Source organism: Nocardiopsis alkaliphila YIM 80379 (assembly GCF_000341005.1).
Taxonomy (GTDB): Bacteria; Actinomycetota; Actinomycetes; order Streptosporangiales; family Streptosporangiaceae; genus Nocardiopsis; species Nocardiopsis alkaliphila.
In genome coordinates this window covers 1-26,391 of sequence record NZ_ANBD01000039.1, presented here as the reverse complement: position 1 = coordinate 26,391, position 26,391 = coordinate 1, and the positions used below count along the sequence as shown (strand labels likewise).

Annotated in this window: 27 protein-coding genes and 1 pseudogene; 15 read left to right on the top strand and 13 right to left on the bottom strand. The window is 68.2% G+C overall.

Translation table 11 applies throughout. The features are described 5' to 3' along the window. Positions 1-100: 100 nt before the first annotated feature. On the bottom strand, positions 101-937 hold the full coding sequence (locus tag D472_RS0105490; RefSeq protein ID WP_017603500.1) for a 2,3,4,5-tetrahydropyridine-2,6-dicarboxylate N-succinyltransferase: 837 nt from the start codon (positions 935-937) through the stop codon (positions 101-103). A gap of 248 nt (positions 938-1,185) precedes the next feature. Here D472_RS0105490 and D472_RS0105485 point away from each other — a divergent pair, with 248 nt between their 5' ends. Together D472_RS0105485 and D472_RS0105480 are read left to right on the top strand one after the other, a co-directional pair. Further along, entirely contained in the window at positions 1,186-2,058 is an 873-nt protein-coding gene (locus D472_RS0105485) for a hypothetical protein (RefSeq protein WP_017603499.1), read from the top strand. A 21-nt stretch (positions 2,059-2,079) separates the two neighbouring features. Then, entirely contained in the window at positions 2,080-2,439 is a 360-nt protein-coding gene (locus tag D472_RS0105480) for a VOC family protein (RefSeq protein WP_017603498.1), read from the top strand. 31 nt (positions 2,440-2,470) lie between these two features. Here D472_RS0105480 and dapC read toward each other — a convergent pair whose 3' ends face one another. Next, positions 2,471-3,580 (bottom strand): succinyldiaminopimelate transaminase, encoded by a 1,110-nt coding sequence (dapC, locus tag D472_RS0105475; protein ID WP_017603497.1) that lies wholly within the window; start codon positions 3,578-3,580, stop codon positions 2,471-2,473. Between the two features lie 155 nt (positions 3,581-3,735). Continuing rightward, positions 3,736-4,056, bottom strand: coding sequence for a ferredoxin (gene fdxA, locus D472_RS0105470; protein ID WP_026117413.1), 321 nt, complete (start codon positions 4,054-4,056; stop codon positions 3,736-3,738). Between the two features lie 187 nt (positions 4,057-4,243). Between fdxA and D472_RS0105465 the strand changes: the two genes are divergently transcribed. The 3 genes from D472_RS0105465 (at position 4,244) to D472_RS0105455 (ending at position 7,118) form a co-directional block, all read left to right on the top strand. Then, positions 4,244-4,486: a putative acetyltransferase gene (locus D472_RS0105465; protein WP_017603495.1), complete on the top strand. Its 243-nt coding sequence runs from the start codon at positions 4,244-4,246 to the stop codon at positions 4,484-4,486. 149 nt (positions 4,487-4,635) lie between these two features. Then, positions 4,636-5,997 carry a hypothetical protein gene (locus D472_RS0105460; protein WP_017603494.1) on the top strand — a complete coding sequence of 454 codons (1,362 nt, stop codon included), beginning with the start codon at positions 4,636-4,638 and terminating at the stop codon, positions 5,995-5,997. Between the two features lie 101 nt (positions 5,998-6,098). Beyond that, the gene (locus tag D472_RS0105455; RefSeq protein WP_017603493.1) at positions 6,099-7,118 is read left to right on the top strand and encodes a site-2 protease family protein; all 1,020 of its coding nucleotides are present in this window, start codon (positions 6,099-6,101) and stop codon (positions 7,116-7,118) included. Here the strand turns inward: D472_RS0105455 and D472_RS0105450 are convergent. Both D472_RS0105450 and mshB read right to left on the bottom strand, forming a co-directional pair. Further along, a complete protein-coding gene (locus D472_RS0105450; protein ID WP_017603492.1) occupies positions 7,095-7,580 on the bottom strand; it encodes a hypothetical protein in 486 nt (161 codons plus the stop codon). The genes D472_RS0105455 and D472_RS0105450 overlap by 24 nt on opposite strands. A 60-nt stretch (positions 7,581-7,640) precedes the next feature. Then, a complete protein-coding gene (gene mshB, locus D472_RS0105445) occupies positions 7,641-8,507 on the bottom strand; it encodes an N-acetyl-1-D-myo-inositol-2-amino-2-deoxy-alpha-D-glucopyranoside deacetylase (protein WP_193373429.1) in 867 nt (288 codons plus the stop codon). Between the two features lie 134 nt (positions 8,508-8,641). Here mshB and D472_RS0105440 point away from each other — a divergent pair, with 134 nt between their 5' ends. Further along, positions 8,642-10,840: a S9 family peptidase gene (locus D472_RS0105440; protein ID WP_017603490.1), complete on the top strand. Its 2,199-nt coding sequence runs from the start codon at positions 8,642-8,644 to the stop codon at positions 10,838-10,840. 88 nt (positions 10,841-10,928) lie between these two features. On the opposite strand, the gene D472_RS0105435 is transcribed toward D472_RS0105440, so the two are convergent. Continuing rightward, positions 10,929-12,713, bottom strand: a complete 1,785-nt coding sequence (locus tag D472_RS0105435; RefSeq protein ID WP_026117411.1) for a serine/threonine protein kinase — start codon at positions 12,711-12,713, stop codon at positions 10,929-10,931. Positions 12,714-12,917: 204 nt separating this feature from the next. Between D472_RS0105435 and D472_RS0105430 the strand changes: the two genes are divergently transcribed. The 6 genes from D472_RS0105430 (at position 12,918) to D472_RS24890 (ending at position 15,852) form a co-directional block, all read left to right on the top strand. Next, the gene (locus D472_RS0105430) at positions 12,918-13,295 is read left to right on the top strand and encodes a DUF3054 domain-containing protein (RefSeq protein WP_017603489.1); all 378 of its coding nucleotides are present in this window, start codon (positions 12,918-12,920) and stop codon (positions 13,293-13,295) included. A gap of 43 nt (positions 13,296-13,338) precedes the next feature. Beyond that, a complete protein-coding gene (locus tag D472_RS0105425) occupies positions 13,339-13,728 on the top strand; it encodes a hypothetical protein (RefSeq protein WP_026117410.1) in 390 nt (129 codons plus the stop codon). A 74-nt stretch (positions 13,729-13,802) separates the two neighbouring features. After that, complete coding sequence (locus D472_RS0105420) at positions 13,803-14,507, top strand: TrmH family RNA methyltransferase (RefSeq protein ID WP_017603487.1); 705 nt, start codon at positions 13,803-13,805, stop codon at positions 14,505-14,507. Between the two features lie 58 nt (positions 14,508-14,565). After that, positions 14,566-15,201, top strand: coding sequence for a GNAT family N-acetyltransferase (locus tag D472_RS0105415; RefSeq protein ID WP_017603486.1), 636 nt, complete (start codon positions 14,566-14,568; stop codon positions 15,199-15,201). Between the two features lie 73 nt (positions 15,202-15,274). Beyond that, positions 15,275-15,475 (top strand): Arc family DNA-binding protein, encoded by a 201-nt coding sequence (locus tag D472_RS0105410; RefSeq protein WP_017603485.1) that lies wholly within the window; start codon positions 15,275-15,277, stop codon positions 15,473-15,475. Between the two features lie 59 nt (positions 15,476-15,534). Continuing rightward, positions 15,535-15,852 (top strand): type II toxin-antitoxin system death-on-curing family toxin, encoded by a 318-nt coding sequence (locus D472_RS24890; RefSeq protein WP_017603484.1) that lies wholly within the window; start codon positions 15,535-15,537, stop codon positions 15,850-15,852. 66 nt (positions 15,853-15,918) lie between these two features. Here the strand turns inward: D472_RS24890 and D472_RS0105400 are convergent, their stop codons facing one another. The 3 genes from D472_RS0105400 to D472_RS0105390 are packed head-to-tail and all read right to left on the bottom strand — an operon-like array spanning position 15,919 to position 19,265. Continuing rightward, positions 15,919-16,665 carry a succinate dehydrogenase/fumarate reductase iron-sulfur subunit gene (locus D472_RS0105400; RefSeq protein ID WP_017603483.1) on the bottom strand — a complete coding sequence of 249 codons (747 nt, stop codon included), beginning with the start codon at positions 16,663-16,665 and terminating at the stop codon, positions 15,919-15,921. Beyond that, complete coding sequence (locus tag D472_RS0105395; RefSeq protein WP_017603482.1) at positions 16,662-18,608, bottom strand: fumarate reductase/succinate dehydrogenase flavoprotein subunit; 1,947 nt, start codon at positions 18,606-18,608, stop codon at positions 16,662-16,664. Before D472_RS0105395 ends, D472_RS0105400 begins: the two co-directional genes overlap by 4 nt. Then, complete coding sequence (locus D472_RS0105390) at positions 18,609-19,265, bottom strand: succinate dehydrogenase cytochrome b subunit (protein ID WP_083903392.1); 657 nt, start codon at positions 19,263-19,265, stop codon at positions 18,609-18,611. It lies immediately after the preceding gene. Positions 19,266-19,396: 131 nt separating this feature from the next. On the opposite strand from D472_RS0105390, the gene D472_RS0105385 reads away from it, so the two are divergent. From D472_RS0105385 to D472_RS26620, 3 genes are all read left to right on the top strand, one after another. Continuing rightward, the gene (locus D472_RS0105385; protein ID WP_017603480.1) at positions 19,397-20,404 is read left to right on the top strand and encodes a LysR family transcriptional regulator; all 1,008 of its coding nucleotides are present in this window, start codon (positions 19,397-19,399) and stop codon (positions 20,402-20,404) included. 103 nt (positions 20,405-20,507) lie between these two features. After that, a complete protein-coding gene (locus D472_RS0105380) occupies positions 20,508-22,271 on the top strand; it encodes a glycosyltransferase family protein (protein ID WP_017603479.1) in 1,764 nt (587 codons plus the stop codon). 214 nt (positions 22,272-22,485) lie between these two features. Continuing rightward, positions 22,486-23,529 (top strand): hypothetical protein, encoded by a 1,044-nt coding sequence (locus tag D472_RS26620; RefSeq protein WP_017603478.1) that lies wholly within the window; start codon positions 22,486-22,488, stop codon positions 23,527-23,529. A 128-nt stretch (positions 23,530-23,657) separates the two neighbouring features. Here the strand turns inward: D472_RS26620 and D472_RS0105370 are convergent, their stop codons facing one another. From D472_RS0105370 to D472_RS24880, 4 genes and pseudogenes are all read right to left on the bottom strand, one after another. Continuing rightward, entirely contained in the window at positions 23,658-24,293 is a 636-nt protein-coding gene (locus tag D472_RS0105370; RefSeq protein WP_017603477.1) for an MBL fold metallo-hydrolase, read from the bottom strand. A gap of 116 nt (positions 24,294-24,409) precedes the next feature. After that, a complete protein-coding gene (locus D472_RS0105365) occupies positions 24,410-25,405 on the bottom strand; it encodes an adenylate/guanylate cyclase domain-containing protein (protein WP_017603476.1) in 996 nt (331 codons plus the stop codon). A 135-nt stretch (positions 25,406-25,540) separates the two neighbouring features. After that, positions 25,541-26,062, bottom strand: a complete 522-nt coding sequence (locus D472_RS0105360) for a PH domain-containing protein (RefSeq protein ID WP_017603475.1) — start codon at positions 26,060-26,062, stop codon at positions 25,541-25,543. Between the two features lie 70 nt (positions 26,063-26,132). Further along, positions 26,133-26,391, bottom strand: a pseudogene (locus tag D472_RS24880) (biotin--[acetyl-CoA-carboxylase] ligase); the annotation flags it as partial.

The window sequence follows — 26,391 nt, the reverse complement described above, 5'->3', positions numbered from 1 at the left end:
CGCGGGTGTGCGGGTGGTGCGGGTGTGATGGTCCGGGGCCACACTAGAACAGCGGACGCCCCTCCCGGGTACCGGAAGGGGCGTCTCGAAGGCATCGCCCCTAGGCGTTGACGCCGTGTTCACGCAGAAGGTCGTTCAGGGCGAGCTTGTCGTGCTCCTGCCCCTCCTCCAAGCGCTTGAGCACCAGCAACACCGGCATACCGAAGTCGCCACCGGGGAAGCTCTTGGTGCGGTTGGCGGTCACGCACACCGACCAGGCCGGGGCCTCGCCGCGGGGCAGTTCCTGACCGCTCTCGGCGTCGAAGACGCGCGTGGAGGAGGTGAGGATGGTGCCCGCGCCGAGCTTGGCGCCCTTGCGCACACGAGCGCCCTCGACGACCATGCTGCGCGAGCCGAGGAAGGCCTCGTCCTCGATGATGACCGGGGAGGCCTGCGGGGGCTCCAGGACGCCGCCGACGCCGACGCCGCCGGACAAGTGGACGTTCTCGCCCACCTGCGCGCAGGAGCCCACCGTGGCCCAGGTGTCGACCATGGTGCCGGAACCGACATAGGCACCGATGTTGGTGAAGGACGGCATCAGGACCACGCCCGGGGCCAGGAAGGAGCCCCAGCGGGCGATCGCACCGGCGACGACGCGAACACCGTCGAAGCGGGTCTTCAGCGGCATGCGGTCGTGGTGGTAGAAGTCGCCGACCTGCGACTCCTTCATTTCCAGGACCTTGAAGCCGAGCAGGATGGAGCGCTTGGCGCGCTCGTCGACCACCACGTCATCGGTGGTGGGGTCGACGAAGGCCACGCGGGCCTTGCCCTCGTCGATCTGGTCGATGGCGCCGGTGATGATCTCGCGCGCCTCGGTGTGGCCGGGGGTCAGTTCGGAGCGCTGCTCCCAGAGTTCGTCGATCTGGTCGGGCAGCGGACTGGTGTACGAGCTGGTCATGTGAACCCACGTTAGTCGCTCGGTGGGGGTGTGGGGGATACGGCCCGCCCACCCGCACTGAGTGGTCGGCCACTTCCCGTCCCTGGCCCCGACGTCTCCCGTTGGTCCTCGCGGTGCCTACTACAATGCGGCCGAGGCACGCCGGACATCCTCTCAGTGAACTCCCGGCGGCCCAACGCACGGTCCCGACCCCGCCTGCGCGGATCGGGGAAGGTGCGTCCCATCCGTCCCCGACCCTTGGTGCGCCCGTGCCCAGTAAGCGTAGGAAGTTCTCCGCGTTCGCCAAGATCCTCTTGGTCCTGACCCTCGTGTGCGGTCTGTTCGTCGGCGGCGCCTACTACGTGTTGACCACGTTCGAGCCCCTGGACACCCGCGAGGCGCCGGAGCCGGGATGCCGTTTGAACCTGTCGAACGGCCGGTTCGACATGGAGTTCGAACAGGCCCGGAACGCGGCCACCGTCGGCGGGGTGGCGTTCAGCCGGGACCTGCCACAGCACGCGGTGACGATCTCCTACGCCACGGTGTGGCAGGAATCGCGTTTCTACAACATCGAGTACGGCGACCGGGACTCGCTGGGGCTCTTCCAGCAGCGCCCTTCCCAGGATTGGGGCGAACCGGAGGAGATCATGGACCCGGTGCATTCCAGCCGTGCCTTCTACGACGAGCTGGTCGAGGTGCACGACTGGGAGACGATACCGGTCTACGAGGCCGCCCAGCGGGTACAGCGCAGCGCCGACGGGTTCGCCTACGACCAGCATGAGGCGTTGTCCGAACGAATGGCCGTGACCCTGGGCGGCGATCACGGTGGCATGGCGACCTGCTGGTTCGACGAGGAGACCGTCGAGGCCCTCCAAACGGGTGAAGCCGACATCGCGGGTGCTCAGGAACAAATGGCTCGGGTGTTCGGCACCGATCCGGCGGAGCTGCCCCTGGACCAGGACCCGGCCACCGGCGACCTGGGCTGGGCCATGGCCATGTGGGCCGTCGTGCACGCCGAGGAGTACGGGCTGAGCTCGGTGACCTACGACGACATGCGCTGGCGGGCCTCCGACGGCCTGGACGAGGCCGCGGCCTGGACCGAGGTGGAGGACGACACCGGCGGCCGCGTGGTGCTCCGCTAAGGGGCGCTAGGATCCCACCGTATGAGTCCGGGAACCATCGACCAGTGGGTCGTCAACGCCGTCGAGCCGTCCACCCTCGCCCGTTTCTGGGCCTTCCTCCTCGGTGGTGAACCGATGGAGCGAAGAGATGGATGGGCGCATGTCGAGGGCGCGGCCGGGCTGCCTCGGCTGTCCTTCCAGCCCACCTCCGAGCCCAAGGCACACCCCAACCGCCTCCATGTGGACGTTCGGGTGGACGACATCGCTGCGGTCACCGAACGGCTCCTTCGGCGGGGCGCGACCACCGTGGGCGACGTGGTCACCGACGCGCAGGGGTCCTTCCAGGTCCTGCGGGACCCGGAGGGCAACGAGTTCTGTCTGGTCCGCCCGGCCGCCCGCTGAACCCCTCGCGCGGGCGAGCCGGAGTGGAGGGCTATTCGGACAGGCGCTCGACGGCGGTTTCGACGCGCTCATCGGTGGCGGTGAAGGCCACCCGCACGTGCCGCCCACCGGTGGGTCCGTAGAAATCACCCGGGGCGACCAGTACGCCACGATCGGCGAGTACACCCACCGCGCCCCAGGCATCCAGGTCGGGGTGGCTCGCCCACAGGTACAGGCCCGCCTCGGAGTGCTCGATCCGCCAGCCCGCGCCCTCGAACGCGGCGCGCAGCCTGGCCCGACGGGCTCGATAACGCTCCTTCTGCTCGGCTGCGTGGTCGTCGTCGTCCAATGCGGCCTTCATCGCCGCCTGGACCGGGGCGGGCACGATCATCCCGGCGTGCTTGCGCACCGCCAGCAACTCCGACACCAGAGCGGGGTCACCCGCCACGAACCCGGCACGGTAGCCGGCGAGGTTGGAACGTTTGGACAGCGAGTGCACGGCCAGCAGGTTCTCGTGCGAGCCGTCGCACACGTCCGGGTGCAGGATCGACGTCGGCTCGGCACCGTCCCACCCCAGGTCGAGGTAGCACTCGTCGGAGGCGACGATGGCGCCGTGCTCACGAGCCCAGGCCACCACCTTGCGCAAGTGGTCCCGGCCCAGGACGCGACCGGTCGGGTTGGCCGGCGAGTTCACCCACACCAGTTTCACCGGGGCCGGGCCGAGGGCGGTGAGACCGTCGGTGGCCACCGGGGTGGCCCCCGCGATCCGTACGCCCACGTCATAGGTGGGATAGGCCAACTCCGGCAGGACGACCGTGTCGCCCCGGCCCAGTCCGAGCAGACTCGGCAGCCAGGCCACCAACTCCTTGGAACCGACCGTGGGCAGGACCGCGCCGTCGGCCACACGCACCCCATGACGGCGTTCCAGCCAGCCCTGGATCGCGGCGCGCAGCTCGGGGGTGCCCCAGGTCAGTGGGTATCCGGGAGAGTCCGCCGCGTCGGCGAGCGCCTCTCGAAGGTTCGTCGGGACCGGGTCGACCGGGGTGCCGACGGACAGGTCGACGATGCCGCCGGGGTGGGCCGCAGCCGTCTCCTTGTACGGCGTCAGGCGATCCCAGGGGAAGGTCGGAAGCCGATCGGTCACCGGTCGCCGTTCGCCCATCGGGACACTCTCCATCCTGTTCGGAAACTGTGGAACCTTCTGCGCACAACGGCGTCGCGCCGACCCTCGGCGGAGGGTCGGCGCGACACGTCACGCATGGAGCGGCCTCACGCCACGCACCCTCTGCGCCGGGGGACGCCGTGGCGGGCGCCGACCTATTCGGCCTGCGGAGGCAGCTTGGCCACGATCGGGTGGTCCCGGTCGATCTTGCCGACCTTGGAGGCTCCCCCCGGGGAACCCAGGTCATCGAAGAAGTCCACGTTGGCCTTGTAGAACTCCGACCACTGCTCGGGAAGGTCGTCCTCGTAGTAGATGGCCTCGACGGGGCACACCGGCTCACACGCACCACAGTCAACGCACTCGTCCGGGTGGATGTAGAGCATGCGCTCGCCCTCGTAGATACAGTCCACGGGGCACTCGTCAATGCACGCCTTATCCAGCACATCAACACAGGGCTGCGCGATGACGTAGGTCACGTCGTAACTCCTTGTCTCACCCCCGCTCACCCACGGGGGATGCGGGGACCTTCAGAGCCTGCCCAGAGCAGCGGTCGGCATGCGGGCACCGACATGATTCTCCGGCCTCTGCAAGCTATCGGCACAGATGTCGTAGTCCTAGTATGGCCTTGGACAATGGCCGGCGCACACTCGGGGGTCCGGATTCATGCACTTGCGGGGACGACTCGTCCACAGAATCGACCAGGATGACGTCGGGCAGCGTGTCTCGCTGCGAATCTCCCTCCCTGGTGGTGGCTTCACCGATATCGTCGGGGTGGTGGAGTCCTGGGCCGACGGAGTGCTCACCGTGCGCCGTAGGGACGATTCGACGGTGGAGGTCGGCGAAGGCGACATCGCCGCCAGCCGTGTCGTCCCGCCCGTACCCCCACGGCGGCGCCCACGCCCCTAGACCCCACGCACGCAGGCATTCTTCGTCCTTTCCGGGGTAGGAGAGGCTCAGCCCCGTCAACGGTCACCCCGACCGTGGTCTCGGGTCGACAACGAAGCAGCATGCCCGGACGGCCCCGGGCCCAAGCACGCGGGGAGGTGACGCCCATCATGAGAGAGGCTGTCGCGTCGGCCCTCACCGAGCTGGCCCGGCAGGACGAGCGAGCGGCGGACATGGCACGCCTGGCGCTGCGCACCCTGTCCCCGGATCTGGACCTACAACGGCTCAATCAGTACGCGGTCCAACGCTTCTGCTGGTACGAGCTTCCCGTTCGCTTCCAGAACTCCCCCGACGACCGACTTTTCGCGGTGCGTTCCCTGGGGCGCCTCTTCCGCCTCCTCCAACTGTTCCGCTACGGCAACGTCTGTACCTCTCCCGAGACCACCACCCTGCTCGAACTCTACGGACGGGACCACACCGCGGGTCTGGCGATGTACGAGAGGCTCATGTGGGAGTCCGGAGTGGAACCGCCGGACCTGTCCGAACTGACTTGGGGCACCGCCGTCGGAGACGTGGAGTTGAGCGCCCGGAGCGAGACCGCGGCCGCCCTGGAGTTGGCGATCTCGCTGGGGGACATCCGCCCGGGAAAACGCGGCTGGCGGCTGGCCCAGGAACGGTTCACGCGGTCCTTCCTCACCCGGCCGGACCACCGTGGGCTCAGCCACCTGGACCGGGTCAGGGAGGAACGGGTCCGTGCCTGGCTCTCCTCCTCGACCCACCCGCACCGGCAGCGCCTGTGGCCCCTGGTGGGACAGATCATCGCCGGCGCGGACGTGCCCCATGACGCGCCCAGGGCCATGGCGCCACTCCAACGGCTGCTCGACCTGGCTTCGGAGGGCATCGCCCTGACCCAGATCGGTTACATCTCCCCCGGTGTGGTGCGCGCCATGTGCGAGGACTTCGGTTGGCGAACCACCCCCGATCCGCCGCGCAACGAGACCGATGCCACCCAACTCATCGCCCTGCACCAGGTACTGCGCTCCATGCGCGCGGTGCGCCGTTCGGGTCGACGGCTCGAACTGACCCGCCGTGGCCAGCAACTGCGCGAGGATCCCGCGTCGCTCTGGCAGGCCGCCACCGAGACCCTGTGCCGGACCGGTGGTATCGAGCAGGCCGCCGCCGAGACCCTCCTGGGCCTGTTGCTCTCCCGCTCTCCCCAAGGGCTGGGTTCCCACGCCCGGCGGGGCACCTCCGACGGCGAAGCCGCCGAGCGAGTGCTCACCGAGTCCGGTTGGCGTCCGATCGACCCTCCCGTGGCCGCCGGCCGGCACGCCGCCGCGCATCGGCGTACCGCCGAGGCCGCCTCGGACCAGGTGCGGGCCATGGTGATGGCGGTGGGTTGGCTGTTGGAGGCGCTCGACCTGGTCGTCGGTGACGAGAGTGTGGGGCTCCGGGAGCTGACCCCGGCGGGCCGGTCGTTCGCGATCGCCTGCCTGCACAAGTCCGCGGTGGCACCTCGCGCGATGGTCTGAGGGCCCGGCCGTCCCCGATCCGCGAGGAGGCACCCCCGGTGAAGGGCTCCTCGGTAGGGCCTAACCTGGAGCGCGAAACACCCGCGACCAGCAGGAGCATCATGCCCACGCCCGAACCGCCCCAGAAGGCGGAGTCCGACGCAGCGACGGTCCCCGACGCCAACGGTCCCGGTGACGCGGCCCGCGACGTCGACCCGTGGGAGCAGATGCCCGAGGACGCCCTCAACCGCGCCGGGGTGGGTGCCGACGACGACGCCGAGGGCCCCGCCGAAGAGGCCGAGGACTCCGCTGAGGTCGCGACCGACGATGAGAACGCCCCGGCCGAACCGTCCCGGTCGGACTTTTTGCCCAGCCCCGTGTTCGTCCTGATCCTGGGACTGACCGGATTCGCGGGTTGGCTCTCCTGGCGGGCCGTGGAACTGGACTGGGCCGCTGAGGACAGCACGGTCACCCCGCTCATCCCACCACTGCTCATCCTGCTCGGTTGGATCGTCTCCGTGGCCGTGCACGAGTTCGCACACGCCTTGGCCGCCCACCTGGCGGGTGACCGTTCCCAGCGCGGTGGCGGCTACCTCCGGTTGAATCCGTTCGCGTACGGGCAGGCCGGCGGCAACCTGGTCCTGCCCGTGGCCTACCTGGGAATGAGCGGGTTCGGGCTGAACGGGCCGCCCACCTACGTGGACTGGGAGACCATCCCCGGCCGTGGACGCAGGGTCATGGTGGCGTTGGCCGGCCCGCTGGCGAGTCTGCTGTTGTCGGCCGCGTTGGCGCTCACCGTATCGCTGCTGGTACCGGCCGGTCAGGACAGTGTGAACTGGGCGATCTCTTCGATGGCCTTCCTGGCCTTGGCCAACCTGACCAGTGCTCTGATCAACCTGCTACCGATCCCCGGTCTGGACGGGTACCACGTCGCGGCGGCCTTCGGCGGACCCAGGTGGACCGCCTTCGCCACGGCCTACGGGCTGTTCGGCTCGATCGCCGTGTTCGCCCTGCTGTGGATGCCGGTGGTCCGGGACCTCTTCGAGGACCTGATGTACGCACTGTTCGAACTACTGCTGCCCAACCCGACCATTCCCGGAATGATGTTCCACGGCAAGCTACTGCTGCAGTTCTGGGCCTGAGACACTCGATCCTCCGGTCGGTGCGCCCGGCCCGGGAAAGCTCACGCCGCGCATCACACCGGAGGCCAACGCCACCATGGACCCGAACAGGAACAGGTAGTTGATCGCCGCGGCGGAGAACACGATGTCTCCGCCGGGCAGGTAGCCGATCATGGCCAGCAGGGACGACACGTAGCCGACCGCGAACCCGGTGGCCCCGGAGCGACGACGACTCCCCCAGGCCGCCGCCCGGACGAGCGCGTACAGCAGCACGAGGAAAGCCAGGACCCCGGCCACCGCACCGGCCTTCACCAAGGCGCCCACGGGCCAGTAGTGGGAGAACCAGGACATCCCGAACCCGGACAGCACCCCAAGGGCCGCCCCGGTCAGGAGCAGAAGGACGAACGAGAGCACGGTCACGGCCGAGGACACGAACGTGGACGGCCGACGGTGGGGTTCCAGAGCGGAAGCAGGTGTGATCACGAAAGAAGAGGGTAGGCGCTCCGCGCACGGGGGACGGTCCCCAGGGCCCGGAGCCCTCCGTCACAACCCCGCGAACAGGTCGCTCTCGTAACGGTCGGTGTCGGGCCGGGGTGGCGGACCCATCAACAGGGTGTAGTACTCCACCGCGTCGATCTCCTGGGCGATGTCGTTGGACAACGCGAACCGTTCCCCGTCCACGGTGATCTGGGTGGCGTGGGCGCGCATCGCCAGGGCCTTGGCCGCCCAGTACTCGGTGGCGTCGATCCGGGTGGTGACGAGTGAGTCGGGGGTCCCCCGGGCGATGTCGGTGACCTGACGGGGCGGGGTGAAGGGTCCGACCTCCTCGTTGAGTCGGGCGATGGACGCCTCGATGCGGGAAATGGGCTGCGCGATCGCGTAGAGCTTGTCGACCTTCCACGGGGTTCCCGGGACGCTCCGCTCGCCCGCCATGAGCATGGCCCGACGAGTGACCCGATGGGCCTGGATGTGGTCGGGGTGACCGTAGCCGCCGTGTTCGTCGTAGGTCACCAGGACCTGCGGTCGGACCTGGCGGATGACCTCGGCGAGCAGCCGCGCCGCCTCCTCCACCTCCACGCCCCAGAACGCCTTGGGGTGCTCGTTGGTGGCGCCGCCCATCATCCCGGAGTCTCGGTAGCGTCCGGTGCCACCGAGGAAGCGATGATCGCGTACGCCCAGGACCGTGCAGGCCCTATCGAGCTCGCCGATCCGGTACCGGCCGAGTGTGTCCTCCCGGTCCGAGGTCAGGTGGGCCAATTCGGGCGGGATCACTTCGCCCTCCTCGCCCAGCGTGCAGGTCACCAGGGTGACGTGCGCCCCCTCCGCCGCGTACTTGGCCAGTGTGGCACCGGTGACGATGCTCTCGTCATCCGGATGCGCGTGCACCATCATCAGTCGCCTGTCACTCACGCAGCGAACGATACCGGCCATGCGAGGCCCTGATCCCCTGAAGGCCCATATCGGACCCGTCGAAGTGGCGCGCTCCGGTACGCCGGCGCCTCCTGCGAAGGCGTCCCTCGGCGGGGATGGGACACAATCGTCCCATGAGTTTTCCTCGCCAACAGGCCCGGACCCAACGCTTCACGATCGGGGTCCCCCGCAACTTCCAGATCTCTCCGGACGGGGAACGTGTCACCTTCCTGCGTGGCCGTCACGGCATGGACAAGGCCACCTGTCTGTGGCAGTACGTCACCGAGACCGGTGCGGTGACGGCGCTCGCCGACCCCTCCGCGCTGGGCGCCGACGACGAGAACCTTCCCCCGGAGGAACGAGCCCGCCGCGAGCGGATGCGCGAACACGGTGGCGGCATCGTTTCGTACACGGTGGACGACGCCTTCACCCGCGCGGTGTTCACCCTCTCCGGCCGCGTGTTCTACGTGGACCTGGTCGGTGACGACAACGCCCCGCGCGAACTCCCGGTGGCCACCCCGGCGGTGGACCCGCGGATCAGCCCGGCGGGCGACCGGGTCGCCTACGTGCACCATGGCGCCGTCCGGGTGATCGACATCGTCGACAACGGTGATCAGGACCGTGACCGGGTCCTGGTGGAACCGGACGGCGAGCACGTCACCTGGGGCCTGGCCGACCTGGTCTCCGCCGAGGAAATGAACCGGATGCGCGGTTTCTGGTGGGCGCCGGACGGTGCGTCCTTGGCGGTCAGCCGAGTGGACGAGGCCGACGTGAACCGTTGGTACGTCGGTGATCCCAACCGGCCTGAACAGGAACCGCGGCCGCTGCGCTATCCGGCGGCCGGGACGGCCAACCCGGACGTGCGTCTGGCGGTGATCGCGGTGCCCTCACCCACCGCCTACCGGCGGGACGGACGTCCCGAACCCACCCCGATCGAGTGGGATCGGGAGGAGCTTCCCTACCTGCCCACCGTGGACTGGACCACCGGCCCGGACGGGAATCCGACCCTGGTGTTCACCGCGCAAAGCCGCGACCAGGGCACCCTCGCCCTGTTCAGCGCCGACCCCGACACCGGCCTGGTCTCCCGTACCCGGACCGAGAGCGACGACGTCTGGGTGGAGTTGATGCCGGGGGTACCGGACTTCACCGCCTCCGGTGAGTTGGTGTGGATCGGCCGCCAAGGCGGTAGCGGTGAACGTCGGGTGTTCGTGGGCGACAGGGCGATCAGCGGCGATGACGTGTACGTGCGCGCCGTGGTGGGCGTGGACGGCGATCGGGTGCTGTTCTCCGGTTCGCCCGCGGGGTGCCCCGGCGACCAGTCGCTGTGGTTGGCCGACACCCGGGCGGGTACCTGCGCGCCGGTGGAGCTACCCGAGGGGACGGACGATGGCCACGGAGGGCTGCGCGCCGGACGGCTGCGTGGCGACACCCTGGTACTCCAGCATCGGTCGATGGACTTCACCGGGGTCCGGACCTTCGTGGTCTCCAACGCGAGCACCCAGACCCGGCGTACGCACGGGGAGATCGAGAGCGTCGCGGAGGTTCCGGAGCTGCCGGAGCCGCGGGTGCGAACCTGGCTCGCCGGGGAACGTCGGATCCCGACCGCCCTGGTCCTGCCGTCCTGGTACCGCGAGGGCCAGGCTCCACTGCCGGTGTTGATGGCGCCCTATGGAGGTCCGCACGCCCAGCGTGTACTCAACGCTCGGGGCGCCTACCTGTCTTCGCAGTGGTTCGCCGAACAGGGCTTCGCGGTGCTCATCGCGGACGGGCGCGGCACTCCGGGTGTAGGGGTGGAGTGGGAGCAGGCGGTCCACCACGACCTGGCCGAACCGGTCCTGGCCGACCAGGTGGCGGCGTTGGAGGACGCCGCCCGACGGTTCGATTGCCTGGACACGAGCCGAGTGGGCATCCACGGGTGGTCGTTCGGTGGGTACCTGTCCGCTTTGGCGGTCCTGCGTCGTCCGGAGGTGTTCCACGTCGCAGTGGCGGGCGCCCCGGTGATCGACTGGACGCTGTACGACACCCACTACACCGAGCGCTACCTGGGCCTGCCGCAGGAGCGGGAGGAGGTGTACGCGGGGTCGTCGCTGATGTCGGACGCCGCCAAGCTGGAGCGGCCGTTGATGCTCATCCACGGCCTCATCGACGACAACGTGGTGTTCGCGCACACCCAGCGGATGTCGGAGGCGTTGTTGGCCGCCGGACGCCCGCACACGGTGTTGCCGTTGGCCGGGGTGACGCACAGCCCCGCCGACCCGGTGACGGCGGAGAACCTGTTGCTGCTTCAGGTGGACTTCCTCAAGGAGAACCTCAAGGGCGCACCGGGGGCGTAGCCCTCGGTGCGTCCGAAGGCGGGTCCCGCTGCCGTGGTGGCGCCGGGACCCGCGTGCGTCCAAGACCTGCTCGTCAAAGGCCCGCCGATCAAAAACCGGGGGGTTCGGGCAGGATCTCGTCCTCGGTGGGGACGTGGAGATCGACCGGTTCGTTGAAACGGGCGAACTCCACCAGGTGGCCGAACTCCATGGGTTCGCCGCTCTCCGCGGAGACCTGGCCGGGCCACACGGTCCGGTCGAAGTGCATCGGGTAGCCGTCCTCGTCGACCCAGAACTCCACGAACGCCTCCACGTCACCGAAGTCGCGGTAGCCCTTCTCGATGTAGGCGGCCGTGTAGCGATGCCCGGTACGGTCCGTGAGGTCGCCGTCCCCGAGGATCTCCGGGGGAAGGTGTTCGGTGGGGGCCGTGCCGGTCCCTTCATAGGTGAGGTCGGCCATGTTCAGAACGCGGGAGATCTCATCGATCAGCCCTTCCCACTCCTGGCGGGGGTGAGCGAGAGGTTCGGCCCCCGGCTCGGCATCACGGTAGTACCCGCGTTCGATCTCCCAGTCGGGAGGTACCGGGTTCTCTCGGACGTACACGAACTCTTCGAAGTCCGCCCCCATCGCTATGGCCCCGGAACCGACCGGTCCAAGGTAGGCGGCCCGAAAGATGGCCGGCTCCGGTTCTGTGGTTTGCAGGTAGTGCACCGGGGTCGTGTCACCGACGTGGTTGATGTGCTGATGCTCGAAGGTGGTGAAGCTGGACGCTTCCAGGGCGAGTTCGACCGCCTGGGCCACCACCGCGTCGATCTCCTCGGGATCCTCGGCGATGATCGGCCCGGAGGGTTCCTCCTCCGCCCCTTCGGCGTCCGTTCCCGCCGCCACCTCACCCCCGTTCGCGATCTCGCTCGTCCCCTGAGACGGACGGAACACCAGCCATCCACCGACCAGAGCGGCGACCAACACCACCGCGACGCCGGAGACCAGCAAGGGTGTGTAGGAGCGGCGTGTTCGGCGAGGCTCGGGTGCGCTCACTCCACCCCACTCGGTGGCCAAGAGGTCGGAGACCGCCGAGGCGAGGTCCGATCCCTTCCCCTCGGTGAGCTCCTCCAGCAGTTCGAGTGCGGTGGGTCGTTGCTCCGGTTCCTCCACCAAGGCCCGACGGACCAGCGACGCCAGTGGTTCGGGCACCGCGCCCGGATCCGGCTCGGCGGTGACCTCTCCGGAGGGTTCCCAGCCCGTGGCCGCGAAGCGCACCAGGTTCCCCCAGGCGAACACGTCGGCGTATCCGGTGACCCGCGCACCGTCCACCCGCTGTTCGGGAGCGGCCCATCGCCGGTCCCCGATCGCCTTCCCCGTCACCCGAGAAACGCCGAAGTCCACTACCTTGGGCCCTCGTGGGGACAGGACGACCTTGCTCGGGTCCAGGGCCGAGTGGGTGCCGCCCAGGGCGTGTCCGGCGGCCAGCGCCTCGGCCAGCCCCACCGCCAGGCAGGTCAGCAGCCCTCCGGTCAATCGCCCGTGCTCGGTGACGTGTTCGGCCAATGTCCGCCCGGGCACGTACTCGGTGGCCAGCCAGGGTTCGGGGGCTCGCACCTCCGAACCCAGGTAGGCGGCGGCGCACACGGCCCGGCCTCGGAGCAGACGGCCGACCTCCGCGGTGAGGCCCGCCCGCACGTCCGGAGCGTCGGCGAGGTCGGCCGGAAACAGACGGATCCGCGCCGGGGCGCCCTGGTCGTCCACCCCCAGCAGGATCGAACCCGCGGCGTCCCGGGCGATGCGGCCCATGATCCGGTAGGGGCCCGCCGTCTGTGGGTCCTTCCGACCGAGCGGGGCGACCCCGGGAGGCAGGTGATCACGGCCCAGGCCCGGATAGGGGTCAGAGAACATAGGAGCTTCCTGTTCACGAGGGTGGCGGTATGGATCGCCGTGTGACGAGAGCGAGCGGATACGAGCGGTGCCGGTCCAATGGCTCGGACGCGTCCAACCGACCGCTGGTTCGCGAGATCTCCGATGGCTACGGGCTTTTCGCGGGCCTGGCCCCGCGTTCGGGCCCGCCGAGAGGGCCGCCAAGGACGGGCATAACCTGGGCTCATGCGTTCGTACACCCCACTCTTGGCCTTGGCCATCGACCTGATCTGCGTGCTCGCCTTCGTCCTCGTGGGCAAGGCCGACCACGCGACCGGCCTGGAGCCGACCGCGGTGGCCGCGACCGCGTGGCCGTTCCTGGTCGCCCTCGCCCTGGGTTGGGCCGTCACCTTGGCGTGGCGCTCTCCTGGCCGGATCTGGCCGACCGGGGTGCTCGTGTGGGCGGTGACCGTGGTGGGCACGATGCCGTTGCGCCTGCTCAGCGGGGAAGGGGCGCCCCTCTCCTTCGCCTTGGTGACCTCCCTGTTCCTGGCGGCGACCATGCTCGGTTGGCGTGTGATCGCACTGTTGGTGTCGCGAAAGAGGCGACAGGCGACGGACTGAGGGACGAGACTGGGGTATGCACCCCCGTCGTGAGGAGGCCCTCGTGTCCGACCCCATCACCGCAGCCATCGTCACCGCCCTGGCCACCGGATCGAGCACCAAGATCAGTGAGGCCCTCGGTGAGGGCGCGGTAGCCGTGTTCAAGTCCCTGTACAAGGCCGTCAACAAACGGTTTCGCTCGACTCCCGAAGCCCAGGAGGCCCTGGAGGATCTTCGCTTGGACAGCGGCGACGCCGAGGCCCTGGCCGACGCCACGAAGCACCTGGAACGGGCCGCTTCACAGGACCCAAAGATCGGTCGGCTCCTGCACGAGCTACGTTCCGAGGTCGTTCAAGAGGGCGACGGCACGGTCAACAACCAGATCCATGGCAACGTGGGCGACAACGCCAGGGTCTTCCAGGGACGCGACTTCCACGGAGACATTCGTTTCTGAGAGGGACCCTCGACCGCCGGGGACGGGTTCCGCGCCGGACCGTCCGGGCACGGGCCGTTCGTATCCTGGAGGCGATGAACGAGCATTTCGCCCCCGAGGCGGCACCGACGATCACCATCACACCCGTCAACGCCGAGGACGAGGCACGTGAGGTGGGTGTGGGCCCCTGGCCCGGCCCTTGGCCCGAAGGCGACCACTACGATCCCGAACTGCTCGCCGGCGGTGACCGGCGCAACGTGGTCGACCGCTACCGGTACTGGCGACGTGAGGCGATCATCGCCGACCTGGACAAGGTTCGCCACGACTTCCACGTGGCCGTGGAGAACTGGTCGCACGACTTCAACATCGGGTCGGTGGTACGCACCGCCAACGCCTTCGGTTGCGCGGCCGTGCACATCGTGGGCAAGCGCCGGTGGAACCGTCGAGGCGCCATGGTGACCGATCGCTACCAGCACGTGCACCACCATTCGGACACCGAGTCGCTGGTGGCCTGGGCCGCCGAACGCGACCTGGTGCTGGTCGGGGTGGACAACCTGCCCGGTGCCGTCCCCCTGGAGACCTATCCACTGCCGCGTAACGCCGTGCTGGTGTTCGGACAGGAGGGTCCGGGGCTGTCCGAAGAGGTTCGGCGAGTGTGCGCGGCCGTGCTGTCGATCGCCCAGTTCGGTTCGACCCGGTCGATCAACGCCGGGGCTGCGGCGGCGGTGGCCATGCACGCCTGGGTCCGAGCCCACGTCTTCGGGCAACCCGCCGGAACCACGACCACACCGACACCGTGATGTTTCCGTGATCTAACATGGGCGCATCCGCCGCCCCTACCAGTAGGAAGCAACGAGGATGAGCCTGATCGTCACCTCCGCCGCTCGCGCCGCCACCATCGACGACGTTCCCGACGTCGCGCGGGTCCTCAGCCGCTCGCTCCACGACGACCCGCTCTTCCCCTGGCTCTTCCCCGAACACGAAGCGCGCATGGCCCAGGTCCGCCGCTTCTTCGCGTTGACCGCCGGGTTCGGCTACGTGCCCTTCGGGGACACCCGGGTGGCCGATCTGGCCGATTCCATCGACGCTCCCCCGATCGTGCGCGGAGCGGCCCTGTGGGCGCCTCCCACGAGCAACCCCGAGGGGCCCCTGGTGTCGCCTCGCACCTGGCCGCACTGGGTCGGCCTGCTCGGCCGTGGTCGGGTGGCCGCCTTCGTCCGGATGTTCGCGGAGTGGAAGATGGCGGCCCCGCAGGAACCCCACCTGTACCTGGCCGCCTTGGGCGTGGATCCGAGTGTGGCGGGCACCGGTGTGGCCGGGACCCTGCTCACCTCCGGGCTGGACGAGGCCGACGCCCAGGGGCTCGCGGTGTTCACCCAGACCCTCGATGAGGAGGCCGTAGGGTTCTACGAACACTTCGGCTTCCGCCTCGTGCACGAGATCCCCCATGAGGGCATCGGCACCACTCGCTTCCTGCTCCGCCCCGCCTCCTGAGCGCTCCGGAGAACATCCCGTCTGATCCGAAACAAGACCGCCGGACGATACCGGTTTTCGGCATCATCAAGGCATGAACATGCACCTTCGACTTCCCGACGACGTCCACGCCCAGCTCAAACAGGCCGCCGAAGAAGATGGCAACAGCGTCAACACGGAAGCCGTCACCGCGATCTCCGACTACCTGGCGCGGCGACAGACGGCGAGAGTGCGCGAGGTCGCCAGGGAAATCGCGAAGGAGGACGCCGCGCTTTTGGCGAGGTTGGGCGAATGACGGCATATCTCACCAGGGCCGACCTGTTCGCGATCATCGAGGAAGTCCTACCCTGAACCGTGACCATCAGGGACCATGGCCAACTCCAAGCGGCCACGCTACGACCACAGACGACCGCTTTCGCAGAGGACGCCTACCCCGACCTGTGGGAGAAGGCCGCAGCCCTGATGCAGTCACTTCTCATCGGTCGCCCGCTGTCGGACGGCGACAAACGCCTCGCCTGGACCAGTGGCAAGGCCTTCCTGCGCTACAACGGCGAGAAGGTCGGCGCACCCGGCACCGACGCCGCCTACGAGCCGGTCGTCGCGGTGACGACCGGTGAGATCGTCGACGTCCCAAAGATCGCCGATCTTTTGCGTGCCCTGCTTCGCCCCTGACCTCGGAGGCGCGAAGGGGCCGCCTCCCTCGTGGAAGACGGCCCCTGGTGCGACCGGGGTCGGAAACTATCCGATGCCCTTGCCGAGCGAGCCCAGCAGGTCGCGGTTGAGCTGGGAGATGGTGTCCAACGGGATGCCCTTCGGGCAGACCGCGGCGCACTCACCGATGTTGGTGCAGCCGCCGAAGTCCTCTTCGTCCTGCTGGTTGATCATCCGCACCACGCGAGAGGCCCGCTCCGGCTGCCCCTGCGGGAGCATACCGAGGTGGGTGACCTTCGAGGCGGTGAACAGCATGCTGGAAGCGTTCGGGCAGGCCGCCACGCAGGCGCCACAACCGATGCAGGTCGCGGCGTCGAACGCGCGGTCGGCGTCCGGCTTCGGGATCGGGTTGGCGTGCGCGTCCGGGGCGGTACCCGTGGGCGCGCTGATGTAGCCACCGGCCTGGATGATGCGGTCGAACGAACTCCGGTCCACGACCAGGTCCTTCACGACCGGGAAGGCCTTGGCCCGCCACGGCTCGACCGTGATGGTGTCCCCGTCCTTGAAGCTGCGCATGTGCAGCTGGCAGGTGGTGGTGCGCTCGGGACCATGGGCCTCGCCGTCGATCACGACACCACAGGCACCACAGATGCCCTCACGGCAGTCGTGGTCGAAGGCGACCGGGTCCTCGTTCTCCAGCGTGAGCTTCTCGTTGAGAACGTCGAGCATCTCGAGGAAGGACATGTCCGGCGAGACGTCCGTGAGCTTGTACGTGACCATCCGGCCTTCGTCGTCACGGCCCTTCTGGCGCCAAACGCGCAGGGTGATGTTCACTTGTAACTCCGCTGCTTCATCTCGACGTACTCGTACTCCAAAGCTTCCTTGTGGAGTACGGGCTTGCTGTCAACGCCACCGAACTCCCAGGCCGCGACGTAGGCGAACTCGTCGTCGTGACGCAGCGCCTCACCGTCCTCGGTCTGGCTCTCGGAGCGGAAGTGGCCACCGCAGGACTCGCGGCGGTGCAGGGCGTCGATGCACATGAGCTCGCCGAGCTCCAGGAAGTCGGCCACGCGGTGGGCCTTCTCCAGGGCCTGGTTGAGCTCCTCGTTGACACCGAGCACCTTGACGTCGCGCCAGAACTCGGCGCGCAGCTCGCGAATGAGCCCGATGGCCTTGCGCAGGCCCTCCTCGTTGCGCTCCATGCCGCAGTAGTCCCACATGATGTGGCCGAGCTCCTTGTGGAAGGAGTCGACGGTGCGGGAGCCGTTGATGGAGAGCAGCTTGTCGAGTCGAGAGGTGACCTCCTCCTTGGCCTTGACGGCCTCGGGGTGGTTCTCGTCGACCTGCTCGAAGGGGCCGTCCGCCAGGTAGTCGTTGATGGTGTTCGGCAGGACGAAGTAACCGTCCGCCAGTCCTTGCATCAGCGCGCTGGCGCCCAAGCGGTTGGCGCCGTGATCGGAGAAGTTGGCCTCACCGGTCACGAACAGGCCCGGAATGGTGCTCTGCAGGTCGTAGTCGACCCACAGGCCACCCATGGTGTAGTGCACCGCCGGGTAGATGCGCATCGGAACCTCGTACGGGTTCTCACCGGTGATGCGCTGGTACATGTCGAACAGGTTGCCGTACTTGGCCTCGACGGCGTCCCGGCCCATGCGCTCGATGGCGGCCGCGAAGTCCAGGTACACGCCCAGACCACCGGGACCGACGCCCCGGCCCTCGTCACAGACGTTCTTGGCGGCACGGGAAGCGATGTCACGCGGCACCAGGTTGCCGAAGGACGGGTAGATGCGCTCCAGGTAGTAGTCGCGCTCGTCCTCGGGGATCTGCCTCGGGTCGCGGTCGTCACCGCCCTTCTTGGGCACCCAGATCCGACCGTCGTTACGGAGCGACTCGCTCATCAGGGTCAGCTTGGACTGGTAGTCGCCGCTGACCGGGATGCAGGTCGGGTGGATCTGCGTGTAGCAGGGGTTGGCGAAGTAGGCGCCCTTGCGGTGCGCACGCCAGGCGGCGGTGACGTTCGAGCCCATCGCGTTGGTGGACAGGAAGAACACGTTGCCGTAACCACCGGTGGCCAGGACCACGGCGTCGGCGAAGTGCGTCTCGACCGCGCCGGTGACCATGTCTCGGGCGATGATGCCGCGGGCCTTGCCGTCCACGATGACGAGTTCGAGCATCTCGTGGCGGGTGTACATCTTGACGGTGCCGGCGGCGATCTGCCGTTCCTGCGCCTGGTAGGCACCGATCAACAGCTGCTGACCCGTCTGGCCTCGGGCGTAGAAGGTGCGGGAGACCTGCACACCACCGAAGGAACGGTTGTCGAGCAGACCACCGTACTCGCGGGCGAAGGGAACCCCTTGGGCCACGCACTGGTCGATGATCTCGACACTGGTCTGTGCCAGACGGTAGACGTTCGACTCGCGGGAGCGGAAGTCGCCGCCCTTGACCGTGTCGTAGAACAGACGGTGGATGCTGTCACCGTCGTTGCGGTAGTTCTTCGCGGCGTTGATGCCACCCTGCGCGGCGATGGAGTGCGCGCGCCGAGGGCTGTCCTGGTAGCAGAACGAGGAGACGTTGTAGCCGGCCTCGCCCAGGGTCGCCGCAGCGGAGGCACCGGCCAGACCGGTGCCGACGATGATGACGGAGAGCTTGCGCCGGTTCGCGGGATTGACCAGCTTGGCCGAGAAACGGCGCTTGTCCCAACGTTCGTTGATCGGGCCCTCGGGGGCCTTCTCGTCCCGAATCGGGGCGCCCTCGGTGTAAAGGTCGATGTCAGACAATTAACCCACCAGTCCAAAGGTGATCGCCAGGGGCGGAAGCACGAATCCGACGGTCACGACCAGAGCGATCACCGTGGCGATCGAGTTCAGCACGGGCTGCCGCCGAGCCTGGTTGACGCCGAGCGTGGCCAGACCGCTCCAGATGCCGTGCCGCAGGTGAAAGCCCACGGCGACGACGGCGGCGACGTAGAACAGGGTCACGAACCAGAACTGGGGCTGGAACCCGTTCACGAGCCGCTCGTAGGGGCTGTCGGACGCACCACCCGGCGCGATGACGTTCACCGTCAGGTGCAGGATGTGGAAGATCACGAAGAGCGCGATCAACACGCCGCCCCAGCGCATGGTGTAGGAGGCGTAGGTGCGGTGCACCCGCTTCTTCACCTGGTAGCGCTGGGAGGCCGGGCGAGCCCTGCGAGCCCGAGCCCACAGCGCCACGGCCGAGTAGATGTGGATCAGGACGCTCGCGAGGAGAACGATCCGAAAGACCCACAGGAAGCCGTTCTCGGGCAGCATCGGGTAGCCCAGCTCGCGGAGGCTGTGGGCGTATCCGTCGAAGGCCTCCTGGCCCGAGAAGACTTTCAGGTTGCCGTACATGTGCGCGATCAAATACAGCACGAGGATCGCACCGGAGGTCGCCATCGCTGCCTTCAGCGCCACCGTGGATCCGTAGGCCGTAGACCGCTTCTTGGTCAAGGTACTGTTCGCCACAGCCTGCCACTTTAATTTCGGGTTAAGTCTGTCGTCCAAGTCATCAGGACCCTGGTGTCCATAGCCTTAGGCTATGGAGCATGCAGTTCCAACAGCTCGCGTACTTCGTCGCTGTGGCCCGCACGCGCCATTTCACCCGTGCAGCCGAGCTTTCACGCGTCGCCCAGCCGAGTTTGAGCAAACAGATTCGGAGCCTTGAGCGCGAGTTGGGCGCGCCGTTATTCAGTCGTGCCCGGGGAAACATCACACTCACACCAGCGGGTGAGGCACTACTTCCACTCGCCCAACGCATCCTCACCGATCTGGAAACGGCCCGCCGAGAGGTGGCGGAATTGGCCGGCGTGCGTCGTGGTCGGGTCCGTCTGGGAGCCACCCCGTCTCTGTGCGCGGGGCTGCTGGCCGATGTACTCGCCGATTTCCATACCCGTTTCCCCGGCATCGAACTCCACGTGGAGGAGAGCGGTTCCCGCGACCTCATCCGGAACCTGGGCCGCGGCGAGTTGGACATGGCCCTGATCATCCTCCCCTTGCACAGCAGTGATCCGGACTTCTCCACCACTCCGATCCTGCGCGAGAACCTCGTGGTGGTCAGCCCGACCTCCCGTCCCTCACCGAACGGGCGCGCCTCGATCCGCATCACCGAACTCCGGGGACGCCCCCTGGTGATGTTCCGCAGGGGGTACGACGTTCGGGAGGCGACCCTGCGCGCCTGCCGGGCGGCCGGCTTCGAGCCGGAGTTGGCCGTGGAGGGCGGGGAGATGGACGCGGTGCTGCGGTTCGTGGAGGCCGGCCTGGGGTTGGCGGTGGTACCGAGCATGGTGCTGCGCAACCGTCCCGGTCTGCGCGGTACCCCCCTGACCCGGCCTCGACTGCTGCGCACCGTGGCCGTGGCCCGACGCAAGGACGTGGAGCCCTCCCACTCGGCGGAGGCCTTCCGCCGCCATCTGAACGAGTACCTACTGGCGATGTCCCCCGAGGACTTGGGTCCCGATCTGGAGGTCCTGATCTCCTCCGTGGACGCGGGCCGACCGGTTCGGGGCGATGACGGGCGTCCCTCTCCCTCCGGGGGTGGCGATCCCGCCCGATAAACAGAGGAATCTCCCTCGAACCCGGTTTCCGGGCCCGGCCGCCCTCCATGGGTGAACCTGAGTGCGAACACTCGTTCTTCAGGGAAGGGCTCAGGGATCGTTCATGGGAGCCACAGCGTTTCCGCGCAAGTACGTCGCGGTGGCGGCGGTGGGGATCATCGCCCTGGTCATCGCGTTCCTCCCGCCCCGGGTCGGGCTGGTGGTCGCCTTCGTCGCCTTGGCCGGGGCCGTGCTGGTGATCGGCGCGCTGGTGGAGAACCTCCGGCGCCGCGCGACCGGGTCGTTGACCCGGCTGAGTGAGGACGTGGGAAGGATCGCCGCCTCCCAAGAGGAGGAATGGAGCCTCGCGCGCCGTCAGGCGACCGAGGCACGTTCGATGTTGCGGGAGTGCCTACGGGACCAGAAGGAGCAGCGGGAACTGGAGGAACGAGAACGCTCCGCCTCCGCGGCTCCACGGGGCAGCGACCCTCTGCGGCGGGCCCAGGACCTGCTGTGGTGCGGTTTCTCCGAGGATGGCCTGAAGCGTTTGCGCGAGCTTGGGTCGGACGTGGGCGTGGCCGAGGAGGTGCGTTCGGAGTCCCATCGGTGCCTGGCCAACTGGTACACGGCGGCCGGGGAGGTCGGCCGCGCACGGGAGCACGCCCACCTGGCGGATCTGGCGGCGCCACGGGCCTCACGGGAGGCCACGGGAGTACCGCGCCGAGTCGCCCTGGGGCGGAACCGCAATCGCCGCGAACTCCATTTCGACGTCATCATCCTGTCCGACTTCCGACTGCCCGGAGGTAGCACGAGCAGCAACCTCCAGGAGATCACCGCTCAACGGCGCGCCGGACTGCGCACCGGGCTGGTACACCACCCGGTGCGTGCCTGGGGTCTGGCCCAGGGCGTGAATCCCAAGATCTTGGCCGCCGTCGACGGCGACCTGGTCCGATTCGTCTCTCCAGACGAACGGGTCAGCTGTGACCTGCTGGTCGTCCGCGTGCCTCGCATCGGTGAGCGCGTCATGGACGATCTGCCTCGGATCGAGGCGGCCCGCTCGGTGGTGATCCTCAACCAGACGCCGGACCGTTGCTATGGGACGCAGGAGCTTCTCGACAACGAAGCCTGGAACCTGACCCGGTGCGCGGAGGGGTTCGGACGGATGCTCGGTGAACACCAGTGGTACCCGATCAGCCCACGGGTCCGTGAGGCCATGGTCGGCGCGCACGCGGCGGAGCTGGACGCGGCCGCGTCCTTCGGGGTCACCCTGGCCGACCAGGACTGGCTGAACGTCATCGACGTACCCGCGTGGCGGCGCGACACCCGGCGCGCCCCGGACGGGCGCACGCTGCTGGGGCGGCACTCACGCGATCACAGGGACAAGTGGCCCGACACCCCGGAGGTGCTGCGGGCCGCCTACCCCCAGGAACCGGGTTGGCAGACCCGGGTCCTGGGTGGGGCGAGCGTCCCGGAGAAGATGCTCGGGGGACTCCCCTCGAACTGGCAGGTGCACCCCTTCGATTCGATGCCGGCCCGCGATTTCCTGCACGGATTGGACGTGTACGTGTACTTCACCCGGCAGGGGCACCTGGAACCGTTCGGTCGGGCGCCTTTGGAAGCGCTCGCGGCGGGGATCCCGACCCTGTTGCCGAAATCTTTTCGGCCGGTGTTCGGGGATGCGGCGATCTACACCGACCCCGCGGGGGTTCGGACCGAGGTCGCGGCGCTGATGGCGGACGAGGAACGCTACGCCCGACGGGTCGCGCTGGGCCAGGAGGTGGTGGAGTACCACTTCGGGTACGGTGCGCATCTGCGACGCCTGTCCCTATTGGGGGTTCGGACCCCGCAGGACGACGTGCGAGGCCTCGTCGACCTGCCCACGCCCTGACACCCCCGATCCCTCGAAGCCGCCACGGTTGACTTCCCCACGACCGAAGTCGGGAGTCCGCACCATTGAGGACCGATCGGCAGAGCCATTTCCCACCACGTCATGGAAAGGGAAAAGTAAGTCGTTTTCGCCATGGATTCTGGGAACCCTCGACTTCGTCGTAGGTCCGGGATAGTTTTTCCCTCCCCCAGTCGATGGCAGGAGTAAAGCGGACATGGCCGGTGAGTACAGCCTCAAGGAATACTTCGATGGATCGGCGGCACGAAGGCTCGGCGAGTCGATCCAGGCGGTGCACCCCGACTTCGACGTGGATTCCTACGCCGCCGAGGTCGACCGCCGGGTCGGCCCGTTGGAGCTCAAGGACCGGGTCCTGGTCATGGCCCAGGGCCTGCGTGATCGGCTTCCCGAGCACTATCCGGACGCCGTCGCCGTGCTGGTTGCCTCCCTAAGGGAACCCTTGAGCGAGGACGCCGGCATCTTCAACGAGGGCTTCCACCTGATGGCGGTGGCCCGGTTCGTGGAGGAGTACGGGCTGAAGCACCCGGACGCCTCACTGCCGGCCCTGGTGGAGATCACCAAACGGCACACCGGCGAGTACGCCGTGCGTCCCTTCGTTCAGGAACACTACGAACCCACCATGGCGTTGATGCGCGCCTGTGCCCTGGACCCCGATCCCCACGTGCGTCGGTTCGCGAGTGAGGGCATCCGTCCCCGTCTGCCGTGGGCACGCCGACTCCCCGAGTTCGTCGCCGACCCCACCCCGGTCCTGGAGGTACTGGAGCACCTGCGCAGCGATACCTCCAAGTACGTACGCACGTCGGTGGCCAACAACCTCAACGACATCGCCCGTGAACACCCCGAGCTGGTCTTGGACCTGGCCGAACGATGGACCCGGGACAGTCCCACGCCCGAGACCGCCTGGACGGTGCGGCACGCTCTGCGCACCCTGGTCAAGGAGGGTGACCAACGGGCCCTGGCACTACTCGGCGCCACCGGCGGCGAGCACGTCCTGGCCCACGGCCTGAGCCTGAGCCCCCAGTCACTGGACCTGGGTCGGGTCTTGTCGGTCCGCGTGGAGCTGGAGAACTCCGACACCCGTCCGCACACGGTGGTGGTCGACTACGCCGTGCACCACCTGCGCGCCGACGGTTCTCGGGGGCGCAAGGTCTTCAAGTGGACCACGGTGGAACTATGCGCCGGGGAACGGCGGGCCTTGGAGAAGAAACACCCGGTACGACCGCTCAGCACCCGCACCTAACCACCCGGGGGAACATCCGGTGGAGGTTCAGGTCAACGGACTTGTCAAGGCCTCGTCCTCGTTCGAACTACGCCTTTGATCGGGTGGCTCCGGGAGGGGTCCGTGGACGAACCGTCGCGCCCGTGGGTTCAAAAGCCCCGCTCGGACCAGCCCTCCAGGTGCGCGGCGGCCTCCGCGATGGTGGTGGACTCGCCATGACCGGGATGCACGATGGTGTCCCCTGGCAACGGGACGAGGTGGTCGCGGATGGAAGCGATGATGGTCGGAAAGTCCGAGGCGTGTTGACCGGTGGCGCCGGGTCCATCGTCCAAGAGCGTGTCACCACTGAACACCACCCCCAGTTCCGGGGAGTGGAAGGCCACCCCGCCGGGGGTGTGCCCCGGGGTGTGCAGGACGTGGAGCTCGATGCCGCCCGCGTTCAGCACCTCACCGTGCAGCAACGGAGCGTCCGGCTCTCGGTAGGGGTGCTCCCGATGCCAGAGCTCGCCGTCGTCGGGATGCAACAGGATAGGGGAGTCGGTGAGCTCGGCCAGCGCCACCGCCGCGTTGATGTGGTCACTGTGCCCGTGGGTGCACACGATCGCCATGAGCTCACGGTCGCCCAGTCCCCTGGCGATGCGCTCATGGTCATGGGCCGCGTCGATCACCACGGCGGTGGCGTCGTCGCCGACGATCCACACGTTGTTCTCGACGTTGGACGTGGCGCCCTCGAAACCGACGATTCCCGAGGTGCGTAGCCGCTGGACGGGGGACGGGGAACTCACGCGCGCACCACCTGACGTCTCGCGGGTAGGAATCTCGAGCCTATCCCGCGGTTCCTGCTCGCACACGCCGTTCCTCGGGCTTGGTCTCCGTCTCAGGGGCCAGGAGGGGCCCTGAGTCAGGCACCGCCCGCGTCGAAGTCACGGCGCAGGGTGTAGGGCTGGATGAGGCCCAGACCGTGTGCGTGCCGGGCGCGGACCTGGACCACCTGGAGCCCTTCCTCGTCCTCCAGACACTCCGCGAGGGCGTCGTCGATGAGGACGGTCCCCGGGCGGGCGAAGGAGGTGAGTCTGCTGGAGCGGTTGACCGTCGTGCCGAAGACGTCGCCGTGCAGGGTCAGGACCGGCCCGTAGGCCACGCCCACCCGAACGTCCGGGACCTCGACGTGGGTCTTGACCCCCGAGGCCAGGCGTAGCGCGATGTCGGCGGCCTGGCGTGGGGAGTCCGCGACGTAGAGGACCTCGTCACCGAGGGTCTTGACCACGCGGCCCCCGCCGGAGGCGACGATGTCGGCGGCGGTGGCCTCGAAACCCTCCACGACCCCGGCCAATTCCATCTCGTCGAGTTCGCGGCTGAGCGTGGTGAAGGAGACCAGGTCGGCGAAGCCCACGATCAACGGATAGTAGTTCGGGACTATGTCGTTGCCGTTGGACATCACCGCCAGGGTGCGCGCGGTGGAGGCGGCGAGCTGCCGGCGCCAGATGTGCAGCAGCAGTCGTTCGACATCCGGCAGTAGTTCCCTGGCCTGCTTCATCAGTGGGCCGGACATCGGGTCCTCCTGTCCCTCCTTGAAGATGAGGGTGCTGAGGATGCTGGTCTGCCAGTCGGCCAACCGGGCCATGGTCTGCCCCATCGCCCGAGCGAAACGGACCACGCCCTCCTCGTCGAGAACCCCTCCCTCCAACAGGGAGCCGGCGATACGCAGGGCCTCGACGTCGCTCTCGGCGAAGACCACCGAATCGTCGCCCAGGGTGGGAAAGCCCAAGGCTCGCCAGACGCGACCGGCGAGCTCGGGATCGGCTCCGGCGAGCTCGATCGCCTGTTCCCTGGTGTAGACCGCCTCACCACCGAGGAGGATGGACTCGATCGCTTTCGGGTCAGGACGCGACGGCATACGTTCTCTTTCACAGGAGCTTCCCCGCCAGGCGAGGAACGATCTCTACGGCACCGGCCCCGCGGGCGCGGCCTTGGCTCCGGTTCCAGCCTACGCCCGAGCCCGCTGCCGGGGCCGGGGTGAGGGAACCGTTGGTCAGCCCTGAGGCCCGGAGGGGTACTCCGGCCGCTGGGCCGCGTTGACCTGGCGGTAGATCTCCGACTGGAACCACTGGGGCTTGGGCACCCGTTGGAGGACCATGCCCTCCTGCTCGGACGCCGACTGAATGGACAACGTTCCGTACCGCATGATCCGTTCCCACAACGAGATATTGAACGAGACGTCGTTCACCCTGGTGAGAGGCATGTCGCGGCCCTGTCTGGAGATGATGCCGTCGCGCATCATGAGCCGCCGGTTGGTGAGGATGTAGACGGTGCTCATCCACTTGAGCATGGGGATGAACCAAAGGGCCAGCGCGGCGATGAGACCGACCGCCACCACGCCGCCCCCGGCGATGAGGCTCCACTCCTCGTTCCAGGGGATGAACAAGAGCGCGGTACCCACGACCACGAGGATGATGAACAGCACCAGGAACTCGCCCGCGACGACGGTCCAGTGCTGGCGCGCGACGTGGACGAGTTCCTCGTCGTCGGAGAGATAGCGGTCCGCGATAGCCATACCGGTGATAATGGCACAAGCTCACCCGTCGTGGGAGACACGAAAAGACGGCTGTGGACAACCCCCGTGTTCAGTCGCCAGGGCGCACGTGCACGACGTCGCCGACATGGAGCCGCTGCTCCCCCGCAGGGCCGGAGACCAACAGGCGTGCCTGGTCGTCCACTCCGGTCGCGGTGCCCTCCATCAGTCGGTCCCCGGGCAGGTGGACCCGCACCCGACGGCCGATGGTGCGGCACGCGTGACGATATTCGGCGGCCAGCCCACTGACCTCGGCGTTCCCGGACGCGTTCGTCCAGGCGGTGTAGCGTTCCTCGAACCCGGCCAAGACG